This window comes from Microterricola viridarii (assembly GCF_001542775.1).
GTDB lineage: Bacteria > Actinomycetota > Actinomycetes > Actinomycetales > Microbacteriaceae > Microterricola > Microterricola viridarii_A.
Genome location: NZ_CP014145.1, coordinates 1,254,014 through 1,269,686 on the forward strand (window position 1 = coordinate 1,254,014; position 15,673 = coordinate 1,269,686).

A 15,673-nucleotide genomic window follows, 5' to 3' on the forward strand; every position below is an offset into this window, starting at 1 on the left:
GACGAATGCCGCCCCGCTGCTAGCGGGGCGGCATTTCTGTTTCGGCCTAGAAGAATTGGCCGAGCACGTCCAGCCGCAGCTGGGCGATGACCGCGACGATCAGGTAGCACAGAAGGGTGATCAGCGGGATCCAGCCGTAGGCGCTGTCGGCGAGGCGGCGCACGGCCGCGCCGGCCGGAATCCGCCCGCTGCGCAGGTTCTCCAGGGTGACAATCCAGAACAGTGGGATGGTGACGGCCCAGGTGACCATGCACCACGGGCACAGGGTCGCCAGCGCGAAGATGCTCGTGCCGATCAGCCAGATGACGAAGCAGAGGGCGAGCGCGACGCCGGCGTTGAAGCCCAACCAGAACCACCGCGGGAACCGCACGCCGCCGATCAGCGCCACCCCGATCGTGATCACCACTGGCCACGCCATCAGCCCGATCACCGGGTTCGGGAACCCGAAGATCGAGCCTTGGGCGGAGTTCAGATTCGCGCCGCACTGCACCAACAGGCTGAAATCGCAGCTCGGCACAGACCCGGGCACCTCGAGCAGATGGATCTTCTCCAGCGTCAGCGCGAACGCCGCAAGCAAGCCGATCGCGCCCAGAATGACGGTCAGTACGCCGGTCAGGGTCAACGAACGCGAAGATGCAGTTTCAGGCATAGAACGGATTATCCCACGCGTTGCGCGCGTGAAATGGCGATTGCGTGCGATAATTGACGCAGTCATCCGGGCGCTGCCCGGACAGGCGACAAGAAGGCTTAACGGGTGCCCAGCACCCACAGATGTATTCGTACAGAAGCTATTGCACAGAGTTTTTTTGCACAGAAGTAACGCACAGAGGATTCGGTCCGCGCACCGAGAGAAGTAGCAATCAGAGCCACGAGCCGGTTGCACACAACTAGATTTGCGGGGGTTCGCTCAACGGAACCCCGCTCGAGAGAGTACCCGGAGCGGGTGGCGCGGTAGCCCGCACCGGTCAAGGAGTTACCCCAGTAATGGTGGACAAGACCAACAATGAGCCAGGCACCAACGACGCGACAGCGGATTCGATGAAGAACCCGATCAAGAAGCGCCCACGCATCTTCGGCGCGCGCAAGAAGCGCGTCGAGGACACCGTGGAGACGGCCGCAGAGCCGCAGACCACGAACGCGGTCGCTGCGGCGCCAAAAGAATCTGCGCCAAGCGAAGCTGCGCCTGTGGATGCCGCGCCGGGCGCTCCCGTCGAGGACGTGCCCGTCGCGCCAGAGGCGGCCCCGGCCGCCGCAGAAGAAGCCCCCGTCGAGGAGGCTCCTGCCGCGTCTGCACCCGTCATCCCAACCCAGCTCAGCACGACCTCGCTGATCTTCCACGCCCCCGTCATCACGCCGCTGCCGGCACGCCCCGGCGCCGAGCGCGAGTTCGGCCGTGATTTCCCCCGTGACTTCGACCACGACGCCGACGACGCCTCCACGGTGCGTCGCCGCGCCCGCCGCCGTTCAGGCGAAGAGAGCCGTTCCGGCTCTGACGACCCGGCGAACACCGTCGTGAAGGTGCGCACCCCGCGCGAGCCGGAGCTCATCACCGAGCCGCAGCGGATCAAGGGCTCCACCCGCCTCGAGGCCAAGAAGCAGCGCCGCCGCGACGGCCGCGACGCCGGCCGCCGCCGCACCGTCATCACCGAGGCCGAGTTCCTCGCCCGCCGTGAGTCGGTTGACCGCAGCATGGTCGTGCGCGCCAAGAACAACAAGATCCAGATCGGTGTCCTCGAAGACAGCGTGCTGGTCGAGCACTACGTCGCCAAGAACCAGGAGGCGAGCCTGATCGGCAACGTCTACCTCGGTCGCGTGCAGAACGTGCTCCCCAGCATGGAGGCCGCCTTCATCGACATCGGCCGCGGCCGCAACGCCGTGCTCTACTCCGGCGAGGTCGACTGGGATGCCGCCGCGGCGGAGAACCCCGGTGGAAACCAGCCGCGCCGTATTGAGCTGGCGCTGAAGCCCGGCGACAAGGTGCTCGTCCAGGTCACCAAAGACCCGGTCGGCCACAAGGGCGCCCGCCTCACCAGCCAGGTCTCGCTGCCCGGCCGCTACCTCGTCTACGTGCCGAACGGTTCCATGAACGGCATCAGCCGCAAGCTGCCGGACACCGAGCGCGCCCGCCTGAAGAAGATCCTCAAGGAGGTCCTGCCCGACAACGTCGGCGTTATCGTGCGCACGGCGGCAGAGGGCGCGACCGAAGAGCAGCTCACCCTCGACGTGCAGCGTCTGATCAGCCAGTGGGCCAGCATCAGCTCGCAGCTGCAGACCGTGCAGGCTCCCGCCCTGCTGCACTCCGAGCCCGACCTGCTCATCAAGATCGTGCGTGACGTCTTCAACGAGGACTTCCAGAAGATGATCATCTCCGGCGATGACGCCCAGGAAGTCATCGAGAGCTACCTGCGCGGTGTCGCCCCCGACCTGCTCGAGCGCGTCGAGCGCTACGAGGGCGAGAAGGATGCCTTCGACGAGTTCCGCATCTCGGAGCAGATCGAGAAGGCGCTGGACCGCAAGGTCTGGCTGCCCTCCGGTGGATCCCTCGTGATCGACCGCACTGAGGCCATGACCGTCGTCGACGTCAACACCGGCAAGTTCGTCGGCTCCGGCGGCAACCTCGAAGAGACCGTCACCAAGAACAACCTCGAGGCTGCGGAAGAGATCGTCCGCCAGCTGCGCCTGCGTGACATCGGCGGCATCATCGTCGTCGACTTCATCGACATGGTCCTCGAGTCCAATCGCGACCTGGTCTCGCGCCGCCTGATCGAGTGCCTGAGCCGTGACCGCACCAAGCACCAGGTGGCTGAGGTTACCTCGCTCGGCCTCGTGCAGATGACGCGCAAGAAGCTCGGCCTCGGCCTGCTGGAGTCGTTCAGCGAGAACTGCGAGGCCTGCGCCGGCCGCGGAATCATCGTGCACCACGACCCCGTGGTCAAGCACCGCCAGACGCCGCAGCAGGCCCCGCAGCAGGAGCGTCGTCGTTCCAAGGGTGCCCCGGTTCAGCAGCAGCAGGCGCCCGTCGCCGCCGAGAAGGTGTCCGGAACGCACGGCATCACCGAGGACGCCAAGAACGCCCTCGCCCAGATCGCCGCGAGCACCCTGGCCCACCCCGCCGAGGCTGCGAAGGCCGACGAGCAGGTCCAGCAGGGCATTCAGCAGAACGGCGCAGGCGAGCCGCGCAGCTCGCGTTCACGCAACAGGAAGAGCCGCAGCGGCCGTGGCCAGCAGGCAGCGGACCGCCCCGCAGAGGCGGCAGCCTCCGTCGAGGCCCCTGCGCAGCCCGCTGTGCAGCCCGCTACGCAGCCCGCGAAGGACGCTGCTGTCGCGCCGCAGGCGGAGACTCCGGTCGCCGTGAAGCCCGAGCCGATCGCCATCCTCGACATCCCCGTCGCCGCCGCACCGCGCCAGTCGCGCACCGTGAGCAGCAAGGCGGCGGAGGAGCTCCTCGGCTCCGTGCTCGAGGCGCTGCCGGAGCCGAAGCAGCCCGGGCAGGGCCGCAGCCGCAGCCGGCGCGTCTCCACCGCAGCATTGTCGACCACGCCGGTCGTTCCGATCATCACCGGAACCGGAGCCGGCGCATCGGACGAGTAGTCCGTAGCTGAGCAACACCCGAGAGCGTCGCGGCCTTAAAGGCCGCGGCGCTCTCGTGCACTCACCCGCAGGCCGCTCGCCTTCAGCCGGGTGACGAGCTCCCGCCCGCTGACCGGCGAGGCGCCGGCATCCACCAGCGTCTGCCAGCGCTCCAGCGGCACGTCATAGTGGTCCAGATCGAAGCTGCGCCGGGGGAGACCCTGTTCCGCGGCGAAGGCGTGCAACTCGGCCAGGCTGGAGTCACTGACGAGGTGCGCCCACACCGTGCCGTGGGCGGGCCACATGGCGGTGTCGATGAGCACGGTCATGAGTACAGAGTCTAGGCATCATCGCCTTCTTGGGCGTTTTGCGCGCGTCGTGGTACTGGTAACCCATCTCGTCCCGCTAAACTAGTCCACGCACCGTGAGCCGACTTGCTTCACTGAGTCGGCTGTGGATCGTGCCGGACGAGCCCGTTTGACCGCATCGATCCGATCAGCTAAACTTGATCGTTGGTGTGTGTCGGAATCATCCGCACGTTTGCCAAGGTTTTCTGATTGAGACCGGCCGTCTGGCCGTGTCAATCCAGTGACTTCCGAGTATTAGGAATTGGGGCTAGGTAGCCCCCAGAGTGAGGTACGTAAAGTGGTTTACGCAGTTGTGCGCGCCGGTGGCCGGCAGGAAAAGGTCGAGGTCGGCACCATCGTGACGATGGACCGGATCAAGGCCGTTAAGGGCGGCACCGTCGAGCTGGCCGCTGTGCTGCTTGTTGACGGAGACAAGATCACCTCGGACGCCAAGTCCCTCGAGAAGGTCACTGTCACCGCCGAGGTTCTTGAGGACCTCCGCGGCCCGAAGATCGTCATCCAGCACTACAAGAACAAGACCGGTTACAAGAAGCGTCAGGGGCACCGTCAGGAGCTCACGCGCGTCAAGGTCACCGGCATCAAGTAACGGCCTGAGGAGAGAAGCTAATGGCACACAAAAAGGGAGCTAGCTCCACTCGTAACGGTCGCGACTCCAACGCTCAGCGCCTCGGCGTGAAGCGCTTCGGTGGTCAGGTTGTCAGCGCGGGCGAGATCATCGTCCGTCAGCGTGGCACCCACTTCCACCCCGGCGTCAACGTCGGTCGCGGTGGCGACGACACGCTGTTCGCCCTCGAGGCCGGCGCTGTCCAGTTCGGCAACAAGGGTGGCCGCAAGGTCGTCAACATTCTGGTGGCTGCCGAATAGGCATCCACATGTAATTCACGTCAGGGCGAGCTTCGGCTCGCCCTGACGTATTTTTCGGCCGCGTCGGATGACGGCGCGCCACAAGTATCACCAAGGAGACCAGCCATGGCCACATTCGTTGACCACGTCACGCTGCACCTGCGTGCCGGTCACGGCGGCAACGGCTGTGTGTCCGTTCGCCGTGAGAAGTTCAAGCCGCTCGCCGGCCCCGACGGCGGTAACGGCGGACACGGTGGCGACATCGTGCTCGTCGCAGACCCCCAGGTCACGACGCTGCTGAACTACCACCGCGGCCCGCACCGCAGCTCCGACAACGGTGGCCCCGGAATGGGCGACCACCGTGCCGGCGCCAACGGCGAAGAGCTCGAACTGCCCGTGCCCGTCGGCACCGTCGTCAAGGACACGGAGGGCAACGAGCTCATCGACATGAGCGAGCCCGGCATCCGCTACGTCGTCGCCCCCGGTGGCCTCGGCGGCCTGGGCAACGCCTCGCTGGCCACGACCAAGCGCAAGGCCCCCGGCTTCGCGCTGCTCGGCACCCCCGGTATTGAGCGCGACGTCTACCTCGAGCTGAAGACCGTCGCCGATGTCGCCCTCGTCGGCTACCCCTCTGCCGGCAAGTCCAGCCTGATCGCGGCGCTCTCCGCCGCGCGGCCCAAGATCGCCGACTACCCCTTCACGACTTTGCACCCCAACCTCGGCGTCGTCGAGGCCGGCGGCAACCGCTACACCATCGCCGACGTCCCCGGCCTGATCGAGGGCGCCAGTGAAGGCAAGGGCCTCGGCCTGGAGTTCCTGCGCCACGTCGAGCGCTGCACCGCTCTGCTGCACGTCATCGACACCGCGACGCTCGACCCGGGCCGCGACCCGCTCAGCGACCTCGACGTCATCCTCGGCGAGCTCGCCGCCTACCCGGTTCCGGAAGGCCAGAAGCCGCTGCTGGAGCGCCCGCAGCTCATCGCGCTGAACAAGATTGACGTGCCGGAGGGCCGTGAGCTCGCCGAGTTCGTGCGCCCCGAGCTCGAGGAGCGCGGCTACCGCGTCTTCGAGATCTCCTCCGCCACCCACGAGGGACTGCGCCAGCTCAGCTACGCGCTGGCCGAGCTCGTCGAGCAGGGCCGTGTCGAGGCTGCATCCCAGCCGGTCAAGGAGCGCATTGTCATCCGGCCCAAGGCCGTCGACGAGGGCGGCTTCGTCGTCAAGGTCGAGGGTGGCAGCTTCGGAAACGTCTACCGCGTCATCGGTGCCAAGCCGGAGCGCTGGGTCGCCCAGACCGACTTCGCCAACGATGAGGCCGTCGGCTTCCTCGCCGATCGCCTGGCCAAGCTCGGCGTCGAGAACGCGCTGTTCAAGGCCGGCGCCATTGCCGGCTCGACTGTCGTCATCGGCCCGGGCACGTCCATCGTCTTCGACTGGGAGCCGACCCTCACCTCTACCGCCGAGCTGATCACCGCCCCGCGCGGAACGGACGCCCGTCTGGATGGCGGCGGCCGTGCCACTCGCAACGAGCGCCGCGAGGACTACCTGGCCCGTATGGATGCCAAGGCAGCTGCCCGTGCCGAGCTCCTCACCGAGCGTGCGGCCGGCATCTGGCAGGAGGACGGCGGCGTCGACATGACCCGTGCAGAGCGTGACGCGCTGGCTGAGGCCGGCGCACAGGTTGAGACCGAGGAAAAGGGCGAATAGCTGGTGAGTGCGCGTGATCGGACCGGTATTGCCGCGGCCAAGCGGATCGTCGTCAAGGTGGGCTCCTCGTCCATCAGTGGTGACAATGCCGGCCAGATTGCGCCACTCGTCGACGCCCTGGCTGCGGCCCACGGCCGCGGCGCCGAGATCGTGCTCGTCTCCTCTGGAGCCATCGCGACCGGGCTGCCGTACCTGCGCCTCACCGAGCGGCCGACCGACCTTGCCACTCAGCAGGCCGCGGCATCCGTCGGGCAGAACCTGCTGATCTTCCGCTACCAGGACAGCCTCGACCGCTACGGCATCGTCGCCGGCCAGGTGCTTCTGACGGCCGGCGACCTCGAGAACGCCACCCCGCGCAGCAACGCACAACGGGCCATGGAGCGCCTGCTCGACCTGCGCATCCTGCCCATCGTGAACGAGAACGACACGGTCGCCACCCACGAGATCCGCTTCGGCGACAACGACCGGCTGGCCTCGCTCGTGGCCAGCCTGATCAGCGCAGACCTGCTGATCCTGCTCAGCGACGTCGACGCGCTCTACACACGCCCGCCGCACGAGCCCGGTGCCGAGCGCATCGCGTTCGTTCCGTTCGGCGACGAGTTGGCCGGCGTCGAGCTGAGCTCGATCGGCCGTGCGGGGGTCGGCACCGGCGGGGCCGTGACCAAGGCGTCCGCCGCCCGGCATGCCGCCGCTTCCGGCACCGCTGTGCTCGTGACCGCGACGGGCCTCGTCGACGACGCGTTCCGTGGTGCAGACATCGGCACCTGGTTCGAGCCGAAACCTCGTCACACGCCCACCGTGCTGTCCTAAGCTAGGGCTCATGTCTGAGCCGACCAACTCCCTGCCGCTGAGCACCGATTCACCCGATCTCGCACCCTTCTTCGCGAAGTTGGATGCCGCCCGAGCCGCCTCGCTCGAACTCGGCTCGGCGACCACGCAGCAGAAGAACGAGGCTCTCGTCGAGGTCGCGCACACCCTGCGCGCGCACGTGCCGGAGATCATTGAGGCGAACCAGCGCGACATCGACGCCGGTCGCGCCTCCGGTCTGACCGACGCCCTGCTCGACCGGCTCGCGCTCACGGCCCCCCGCATCGAGGCGCTGGCCGTCGCCGTGCTCGAGATCGTCGGTCTGCCCGACCCCGTCGGCGACGTCGTGCGCGGCAGCACCCTGCCGAACGGTGTGCAGATCGCGCAGCTGCGCGTGCCGTTCGGCGTCGTCGGAGCCATCTATGAGGCCCGCCCGAACGTCACCGTCGACATCGCGGCTCTCGCCCTGAAGAGCGGCAACGCCGCCGTGCTGCGCGGTGGAAGTGCCGCCTTGAACTCCAACCAGATCCTGGTCTCCCTGATCCAGCAGGCGATCGCCCAGCACGGCATCCCCGCCGCCTCCGTGCAGTCCATCGACGAGTTTGGCCGGGCCGGCGCGAGAGCCCTGATGCAGGCCCGTGGTCAGGTCGACGTGCTCATCCCGCGCGGCAGCGCCGCTCTGATCAACACGGTCGTCACCGAGTCCAAGGTGCCCGTCATCGAGACCGGCGCCGGCGTCGTGCACATTGTGCTCGACGAGACCGCGCCCGTGCAGTGGTCCGTCGACATCGTGCACAACGCCAAGACCCAGCGACCCAGCGTCTGCAACACCGTCGAGACGCTGCTCGTGCTGGCCGCCGCGGCCGACCGTGTTCTGCCGGCCGTCGGCGCCAAACTGACCAAGTCCGGCGTCACCATCCACGCCGACGAACGCGCCATCGCCCTGCTGCCGGACGCCGTGCCGGCGACGGAGGAGGACTGGTCGACCGAGTACCTCAGCCTCGACCTGTCGGTGCGCATCGTGGACACCCTCGACGAGGCGATCGACCACATCCGCCGCTACTCTACGAAGCACACCGAGTCGATCATCACCAACGATCTGGGCAACGCCGAGTACTTCCTCAACCGGGTCGACTCGGCCACCGTGATGGTGAACACCTCCACCAGGTTCAGCGATGGGGGAGAGTTCGGGTTCGGTGCGGAGGTCGGCATCTCGACGCAGAAACTGCACGCTCGTGGTCCGATGGGGCTGCAGGAACTCACCAGCACCAAGTGGATTGTGCGCGGCAACGGACAGTCGCGCGCCTGACGCCCGCTAGACTCGTTTCGGCGGATGCACCTCCCGCCACCCCTGAATGGAGAATGTGATGTCGTTCCTGACTGCCGTGGCCACCGAAACTGTGCATGCCGTTGAGCTGCCGATCCCCCCGATCATGTATGGCGCGATCGCACTCGTCGTCTTTGCCGCATTCGGCTTCGTCACGTGGAGCTTCCGCGATGTCGCCAACCGTCACAAGGCCAAGGGTGACGCTTACGCCGCCGCCCACGGTGGAGCACACGGCACCTCCAGCCACTGAGCCATATAGATCTGAGCGAATCGCCTGTGACGACTGCCTCGAAGCGCCGCCCCCGCATTGGTGTGATGGGCGGCACTTTCGACCCCATTCACCACGGGCACCTCGTGGCCGCCAGCGAGGTCGCGCAGTCGTTCGACCTGGATGAGGTCATTTTCGTGCCGACCGGCGTTCCGTGGCAGAAGGCAGCGGTCAGCCCGGGGGAGCACCGGTATCTGATGACGGTGATCGCGACGGCATCCAACCCGCGCTTCACCGTCAGCCGCGTCGACATCGAGCGCCAGGGCCCCACCTACACGATCGACACCCTGCGCGACGTGCACGCGGAGCGTCCGGACGCCGAGTTGTTCTTCATCACCGGCGCCGACGCGATCGCCCAGATCCTCACCTGGAAAGACGTGTCAGAGCTCTGGGAGCTGGCCCACTTTGTAGCTGTGAGTCGCCCGGGGCATGACCTGAGCATTTCAGGTTTGCCGGAGGGCGACGTAAGCTTATTGGAGGTTCCGGCTCTGGCGATCTCGTCGACAGACTGTCGAGCCCGCGTGGAGCGAGGCGATCCCGTCTGGTATTTGGTGCCGGATGGCGTCGTCCAATACATCTCCAAACATCACCTGTATCGGAGTGTTGCATGAGTGCGTTGCCCGACAAGCAACCGCTGACGCGCCGTCAAGCGCGCGCCAGCGAACGCGCGCGCCAAACGGAGGCGAGCGCCCCCACCGAGGCCGTCGCGCCCGCCGAAGCGAGCGCGCCCGACGTGGCAGGCGAGCCGAACGCGACAGCCGGGCAGAGCGGTGCACACGACCACAGGAGCGCCGGAGACAGCGCTCACGTCGAGAAGGACGCCGCAGCCGAGGCCGCGGCCAACGAGGCCGCCTGGGCGCCGCCCGCCGTTTCGGCCCCGCTGCCGGAGGAGACCGAGCAGGAGACGGTCGAGCTCGACCTTCTCGAAGCGATGCCGGAGCGCACGCTGACCCGCAGGGAACTGCGCATCTTGCTGGCCGCTCAGGCCGCAGCGCAGTCCGCAGCCCAAGACCAGACGAACACCGGCGACGAGGCGGATTCCGCCGCGCCGGAATCCGACACAAGCCACACCGCGCCCGTGCTGCCTCAGCCGCCCATCGGCCACTGGTCGCTCGACATCGACGTCGAGGACGACGCTGATGACCAGGGCTTCGACCAGGTGCTCTCGCGCGGCGTCGGCGCCGGGGGAGTGCCCACAACAACGAACGCGTTGATCCTGCCGCTGATCCCGCAGCAGAGCGGCGATGTGCCGGCTCCGCTGGCCAGCGGCGAGATGCTCGTCACGGGCTCCATCGACTTGCCGAGCCTGGGCGACACCGGTGCCCACCCGCACCGCCTCGACTCCGCCGAGGTGGACCGTCTGCTCGACCAGGTCGACGACGCAGCCCCCTCGACGAGCGCACTGCCTGTGCGCGCCAGCAAGGCCGTGAGCACACACACCTCCACCCGCGACACGCTCACCCCGCCCAAGCAGGGCGGTGTCAACATGCCGACCATCCTCGCCATCACGGCCGCCGTGCTCGCACTCGGCGTCATCGGCCTCTTCATCGGCGGATACATCTTCAAGATCTTCTAGTGCCGCGCCCACCGGACGGCACCCATGCTTCTCAGATACAGGACACACTCCAGATGACTGCAACTTCCCACGCCATTGAACTGCTTCAGGTGGCCGCACGCGCCGCCGACTCCAAGGGCGGAACCGACCTCGTCGCGCTCGACGTCACCCAGCCGCTGCCGCTGACCGACATCTTCTTCCTCGTCACCGGCAACTCGGAGCGCAACGTCGTCGCCATCGCCGGCGAGGTTGAGGACGAGCTGATCCGCCACGGCGCCAAGCCGTTGCGCCGTGAGGGCCGGGCAGAGGGCCGCTGGGCGCTGCTCGACTTCGGTGACCTCATCGTGCACGTCTTCCACGAGGAAGAGCGCGGCTACTACCAGCTCGAGCGCCTCTGGAAGGACTGCCCCGTCGTTCCGATCGAGCTCCCGGAGCGCGACACGCGCGAGTGAATCTCTCGTTTTGGTTCTCGCGATAACCGCGTAGTAATCTAAACAAGTTGCTTCCGAAGAATCGGAAACAACGAGAGGGTCTGTGGCGCAGCTGGTAGCGCACCTGCATGGCATGCAGGGGGTCGGGAGTTCGAGTCTCCCCAGATCCACCATCAATCCCCGGCAGTCCATGACTGCCGGGGATTTTCTCGTTGTCTGGTTGAAGCTGCGCATTCGCGTGCTCGGAATGTAGTAATCTAGTCAAGTTGCTTCCGAATCATCGGGGCAGCGTGAGGGTCTGTGGCGCAGCTGGTAGCGCACCTGCATGGCATGCAGGGGGTCGGGAGTTCGAGTCTCCCCAGATCCACCACCAATCCCCGGGAACCCATGGTTCCCGGGGATTTTCTCGTTCCCGCAGGTGGCCCCGCCCTAGACCCGTTCGGGCTGCATCTGCTAGACAGTGGGTGCACTGTCGATGACGGGAGGGATCATGTCAGTCCCAGCCACTTGCCGTGCCCGAGTCGACTTCCCAGAGGGCCGCTGATGCAGCGGCCGCTGGCTGGGCTGAACCGGGGCAACTTGGTGCGGGAGTTGACAGCGGGCGTCACCCTGCTGGCGATCGCGATCCCGCTCAACATCGGATACGCGCAGATCGCAGGACTGCCCCCGACGGCGGGCCTGTACGCGCTCATCGTGCCCACCGTCGTCTACGCCCTGCTCGTCTCCTCCCGCCAGCTGGTCGTGTCGCCGGATGCCGCCGCGGCCGCGCTCGTCGCGTCGTCAATCGGCGGGCTCGCGACGGCCGGGAGCGTCGACTACGCCTCCCTCGCCCTCGCGCAGGCGATCATCTGTGGCATCTTGTTCGTGCTGATGGCGTTCTTCAAGCTCGGCTTCCTCGCGAACTTCCTCTCCAAGCCGATCCTGGTCGGCTTCGTCGGCGGTCTCGCCCTCGACATCCTGGTCAGCCAGATCGCGAAGATGCTCGGCGTGAAGATTGACTCGGGCGGGGAGTTCACCGAGAAGGTCGTGGGGCTCGTGAGCGGGCTCGGCACCGCCAACCTGTGGTCGGTGGTGATCGCGGCCGTCGCCGTTGCCGTACTGCTGATCGGCAAGAGGCTGGCCCGCGCCGTGCCCTGGGCCCTCGTGGTGCTGATTCTCGCCACGGCGCTCGTCGTCGCCGCCGACCTCGTCGACACGGGAGTCGACGTGCTGGGGGAGGTGCCGGCGGGCCCGCCGACGATCACCTGGCCGGTGATCGAGTGGTCCAGCTGGTTCGTCCTCATTCCCTCCGCGATCGCGCTGACGCTCATCACCACGGCGGAGGGCCTGCTCGTCTCGCGCTCCTACGCCGAGCGGAACGGGTACAAGACATCGCCCAACCGCGACCTGTTCGCCTTCGGCCTGGGCAACATCGCAGCCGGGGCAAGTGGCAGCTTCGCCATGGGCTCATCCACCTCGCGCACCGCCGCGATGGACCAGGTCGGCTCGCGCACCCAGCTGCCGTCGCTCGTGCTGGCCGTCGGCACCCTGCTGCTGTTGATCTTCGGCACGGCACTCCTCGCCGACATCCCGTCCCCGGCCATCGGCGCAATCGTCGCGGTCGCGATTCTGCCGCTGCTCGGCATCCGCGACTTCGCGGCCTTCTGGCGGGCCGACCGGTTCGAGTTCGCGATCGCCGCGGTGTGCTTTGTCGTCACCTTGTTCGTCGGGTCGATCCCCGGCATCGTCGTCGCCTTCGTGCTGGCACTGATCAACCTCGCGAAGCGCGCGGCCAACCCTGCCATCGACGTGCTCCAACGCGGGGGCACCCCGACAGAGTCGCTGCTGATGGGTGCGCCGGCCGGCAGCATCACGGCGCCCGGCATCATCGTCATCCGCCTCGCCGCGCCGCTCTTCTTCGCCAACGCAGACGTCTTCAGCCAGTCGGTCCACAACGCGGTGCGCGCGGCCGACGGCCTCCGGTACCTGATCGTCGACATGGAGGCCGTCACAGACGTCGATGTCACGGGCGCCGAGTCGTTCGCGGCACTGAAGGTGTGGCTCGCCACCCACAACGTCGAGCTCGGCTTCAGCCGGGTGCGGCCCGACGCGCGCGAGCGGCTCCGCCAGCTGGGAATGCTCGGCGATGAGCGCGTGTTCCCGACGAACCGCGCCGCCATCGAGGAACTCGTGCCCGATACTGAGTAGGTCCCACCCCTGAAGAAAGGCGGCCGTACATGGGCCCCGACAGCGCAGACCTCCCCGCATCGCTCCCGACGAGTGCAGCACGCACGAACCTCGGCGAACTCCGGTGACGGCCGAGGCCTCTCGGGGGCTCGCGCCCGGAACGCGCACCCTGCTCACGCTCGGTGCCGCGGTCGTCGTGCTCGCCGGTGTCTGGTTCGCCCGTGACATCCTCGCGCCGCTCGCGATCGCGGTCGTGCTCGTCATCATCGTGCACCCGATCCGCCGCCCGTTGGAGCGTCGGGGCTGGCCCGCCTGGCTGGCGACGACCTCGGTCATCGTGGTCGCCTATCTGATCCTCGCCGTGATGACGGGCCTCATCGTGCTTGCCGCCGTGCAGTTCAGCGCGATCCTGACCGACTACGGTGACGAATTCCGGGCCCTCGGCACGCAGTTCAGCGAGTTCGCCGCGCAGCTCGGCCTCGACCAGGGCGCGGCGGCCGCGGCGACATCCCTCATCGACCCGGCAAGCCTCATCGCCATCGCCGGGCAGCTGGTGAGCACGGTCTTCGACTGGGCGACCGCCTTCTTCTTCGTGCTGGGCTATGTGCTCTTCATGGCGGCAGACGGATCCCGCTACGCCCAGGCCGGGAAGGTGTTCGGCCACGCCCGTGCGGACACCATCGCGCGGGCGACCCGGTTCAACTCGGGCACCCGCCGCTTCTTCGTCGTCGGCGCCATCTTCGGACTCATCGTCGCCGTGCTCGACGGCCTCCTGCTCTGGGGGCTCGGCCTGCCCGGCCCGCTCGTCTGGGCCATCCTCGCGTTCGTCACGAACTTCGTGCCGAACATCGGCTTCGTGCTCGGGCTCATCCCGCCGGCGGTGCTGGCGCTCGTCTTCGGCGGCCCGGCGCTGTTCCTGCTGGTTGTCGTCGCCTACATCCTGATCAACGTCACGCTGCAGGTGCTCGTCCAGCCGCGTTTCGTGGCCGACAGCGTCAACCTCAGTTACACGCTGACGTTCTTCTCCGTCGTCTTCTGGACGTTCGTCATCGGCCCCGTCGGCGCCATCCTCTCCGTGCCGCTCACGCTGCTGGTGCGGGCGCTGTTCCTGGAGGGCGATGAACACTCGACCTGGCTGCGCTGGCTCTCCGGTGATCCGGAGGCGGCATGAGTCATCTGTGCGGGGTCGGCGTGGCTGTGCTGGAGCCTCGGCGCAGCCCCATACCGTGGAGTGGTGCCTGACGATCTGAGAGTCGGGCGAGTAGGAGCAACACAGTGACAAATTCCACAGCGGAAACCAAACGTCGAGCGCTCCGGCGCACCTCGATCATTCTGGGCTCCGTCGCCGGCGTGCTGGTGATCGGCGTCGCCGCAATGATCGGTTCCTTCCTGCTGGTGGGTTGGCAGAGTAGCGAGGAGCAGATCGCCCGTTTCGAGACCCATACTGCCGAGGTCGGGGCGCTGTCCCCGGCGGAGAAGGCCTCATGGGTCGACGATGCGGGCGATGCCACGGTGAGCGATGAGCTGCCGTTCAACCAGCTGCAGACCATCTCCACGCACAACAGCTACGCGCTCGAACCCACGTGGCTGCAACTGCGGATGATCGATCTCATGTCGCCGGGGCAGTCCGCCGTCCTGCAATACGGCCATGCGCCGCTCTGGGACCAGCTCGACGCCGGCATCCGCAGCTTGGAAATCGACGTGCGGTGGAACGGCGCGAGCTTCGAGGCCAGCCACATGCCGCTGCTGGCGAACGGCTCGACGATGCCCGACTTCGCCCTCGGGCTGCGTGAGCTCGCACTGTGGTCGGATGCCCACCCTGCGCACCTCCCGATCAGCATCATGATTGAGCCAAAGAGCGACTTCTTGTACCTCGATCCCTCGCTCAAGCACTTCGATGGGGCAGCTTGTTCGGCTCTCGACGCCACCATCACCGAGGCGCTGGGCGATCGGCTCTTCACGCCGGCGGATCTGCGCGGCGAAGCGTCCAGCTTGCGCGCGGCGGCCGCGGATGGCTGGCCCAGTGTCGCGGAGATGCGCGGATCGGTGCTCTTCTTCTACGCCGAGAACGACGATGCACGCGAACTGTGCTTCGGGTCCGACGCCGGCGAGGTGGACCGAGCGGTCTTCGCCTCCTCCCACATCGAAGAGGATGACGCGGTATTCACGGTGCGCGACGACCCGCGGGATGCCGCCGTGTCCGCCGACCTCCAGGCCGGGCTGATGGTCAGGGTCCGGGCGGACACCGACTTGCGCACGAGCACCGACGAGCGCGACCTCGCCTTCGCGACCGGGGCGCACATCGTCGCCACCGACTTCCCGCCAAACGAGCCGGAGGAGGGCACGGGCTACTCCGCCGCCTTCCCCGGCGGCTACCTCGTGCGGGCGGGGCAGTAGTCCGTAGTAGGCTGGTCAGGTTGCTTCTGAGCGATCAGGAGCAGCGTGAGGGTCTGTGGCGCAGCTGGTAGCGCACCTGCATGGCATGCAGGGGTCGGGAGTTCGAGTCTCCCCAGATCCACCAACACCTCTGCCACCGCCCCGAAGAATGCTTGTTCTCTGGGCTGTCGTTCGCTCAGAATCGACGAACGGGGGCGAGGTCGGGGATGCGCTAGCCGCCCAGAGCGGCTTCCT

Annotated in this window: 15 protein-coding genes and 3 tRNA genes; 16 read left to right on the forward strand and 2 right to left on the reverse strand. The window is 67.3% G+C overall.

Annotation, left to right across the window (positions count from 1 at the left end):
- Positions 1-46: 46 nt before the first annotated feature.
- Positions 47-649 carry a vitamin K epoxide reductase family protein gene (locus AWU67_RS05715; protein ID WP_067227126.1) on the reverse strand — a complete coding sequence of 201 codons (603 nt, stop codon included), beginning with the start codon at positions 647-649 and terminating at the stop codon, positions 47-49.
- Between the two features lie 389 nt (positions 650-1,038).
- On the opposite strand from AWU67_RS05715, the gene AWU67_RS05720 reads away from it, so the two are divergent.
- A complete protein-coding gene (locus AWU67_RS05720; protein WP_425339201.1) occupies positions 1,039-3,591 on the forward strand; it encodes an Rne/Rng family ribonuclease in 2,553 nt (850 codons plus the stop codon).
- 35 nt (positions 3,592-3,626) lie between these two features.
- Here the strand turns inward: AWU67_RS05720 and AWU67_RS05725 are convergent, their stop codons facing one another.
- Positions 3,627-3,899 carry a DUF4031 domain-containing protein gene (locus tag AWU67_RS05725; protein WP_067227128.1) on the reverse strand — a complete coding sequence of 91 codons (273 nt, stop codon included), beginning with the start codon at positions 3,897-3,899 and terminating at the stop codon, positions 3,627-3,629.
- A 316-nt stretch (positions 3,900-4,215) separates the two neighbouring features.
- Here AWU67_RS05725 and rplU point away from each other — a divergent pair, with 316 nt between their 5' ends.
- From rplU to AWU67_RS05800, 15 genes are all read left to right on the forward strand, one after another.
- On the forward strand, positions 4,216-4,524 hold the full coding sequence (gene rplU, locus AWU67_RS05730; protein ID WP_047410686.1) for a 50S ribosomal protein L21: 309 nt from the start codon (positions 4,216-4,218) through the stop codon (positions 4,522-4,524).
- A gap of 20 nt (positions 4,525-4,544) precedes the next feature.
- Positions 4,545-4,802, forward strand: a complete 258-nt coding sequence (gene rpmA, locus AWU67_RS05735; protein ID WP_047410683.1) for a 50S ribosomal protein L27 — start codon at positions 4,545-4,547, stop codon at positions 4,800-4,802.
- A gap of 105 nt (positions 4,803-4,907) precedes the next feature.
- A complete protein-coding gene (gene obgE, locus AWU67_RS05740; RefSeq protein WP_067227129.1) occupies positions 4,908-6,488 on the forward strand; it encodes a GTPase ObgE in 1,581 nt (526 codons plus the stop codon).
- A gap of 3 nt (positions 6,489-6,491) precedes the next feature.
- Positions 6,492-7,298, forward strand: coding sequence for a glutamate 5-kinase (gene proB / locus AWU67_RS05745; protein ID WP_067227130.1), 807 nt, complete (start codon positions 6,492-6,494; stop codon positions 7,296-7,298).
- Between the two features lie 10 nt (positions 7,299-7,308).
- Positions 7,309-8,604: a glutamate-5-semialdehyde dehydrogenase gene (locus AWU67_RS05750; RefSeq protein ID WP_067227131.1), complete on the forward strand. Its 1,296-nt coding sequence runs from the start codon at positions 7,309-7,311 to the stop codon at positions 8,602-8,604.
- 58 nt (positions 8,605-8,662) lie between these two features.
- Positions 8,663-8,872 (forward strand): hypothetical protein, encoded by a 210-nt coding sequence (locus AWU67_RS05755; protein WP_067227132.1) that lies wholly within the window; start codon positions 8,663-8,665, stop codon positions 8,870-8,872.
- A 65-nt stretch (positions 8,873-8,937) separates the two neighbouring features.
- Positions 8,938-9,501, forward strand: coding sequence for a nicotinate-nucleotide adenylyltransferase (nadD, locus tag AWU67_RS05760; RefSeq protein ID WP_067227133.1), 564 nt, complete (start codon positions 8,938-8,940; stop codon positions 9,499-9,501).
- Entirely contained in the window at positions 9,498-10,466 is a 969-nt protein-coding gene (locus AWU67_RS05765; protein ID WP_067227134.1) for a hypothetical protein, read from the forward strand. The genes nadD and AWU67_RS05765 overlap by 4 nt, the downstream gene beginning before the upstream one ends.
- 53 nt (positions 10,467-10,519) lie before the next feature.
- Positions 10,520-10,897 carry a ribosome silencing factor gene (rsfS, locus tag AWU67_RS05770; RefSeq protein ID WP_067227135.1) on the forward strand — a complete coding sequence of 126 codons (378 nt, stop codon included), beginning with the start codon at positions 10,520-10,522 and terminating at the stop codon, positions 10,895-10,897.
- 76 nt (positions 10,898-10,973) lie between these two features.
- Positions 10,974-11,049 (forward strand) — tRNA-Ala (locus tag AWU67_RS05775).
- 121 nt (positions 11,050-11,170) lie between these two features.
- Positions 11,171-11,246, forward strand: a tRNA-Ala gene (locus tag AWU67_RS05780).
- A 173-nt stretch (positions 11,247-11,419) separates the two neighbouring features.
- Positions 11,420-13,063, forward strand: coding sequence for a SulP family inorganic anion transporter (locus AWU67_RS05785; RefSeq protein WP_067227136.1), 1,644 nt, complete (start codon positions 11,420-11,422; stop codon positions 13,061-13,063).
- 103 nt (positions 13,064-13,166) lie between these two features.
- On the forward strand, positions 13,167-14,213 hold the full coding sequence (locus tag AWU67_RS05790; RefSeq protein ID WP_067227137.1) for an AI-2E family transporter: 1,047 nt from the start codon (positions 13,167-13,169) through the stop codon (positions 14,211-14,213).
- A gap of 104 nt (positions 14,214-14,317) precedes the next feature.
- Positions 14,318-15,439, forward strand: coding sequence for a phosphatidylinositol-specific phospholipase C domain-containing protein (locus tag AWU67_RS05795; protein ID WP_067227138.1), 1,122 nt, complete (start codon positions 14,318-14,320; stop codon positions 15,437-15,439).
- A 49-nt stretch (positions 15,440-15,488) separates the two neighbouring features.
- Positions 15,489-15,563: transfer RNA gene (locus AWU67_RS05800), tRNA-Ala, on the forward strand.
- Positions 15,564-15,673: the final 110 nt, after the last annotated feature.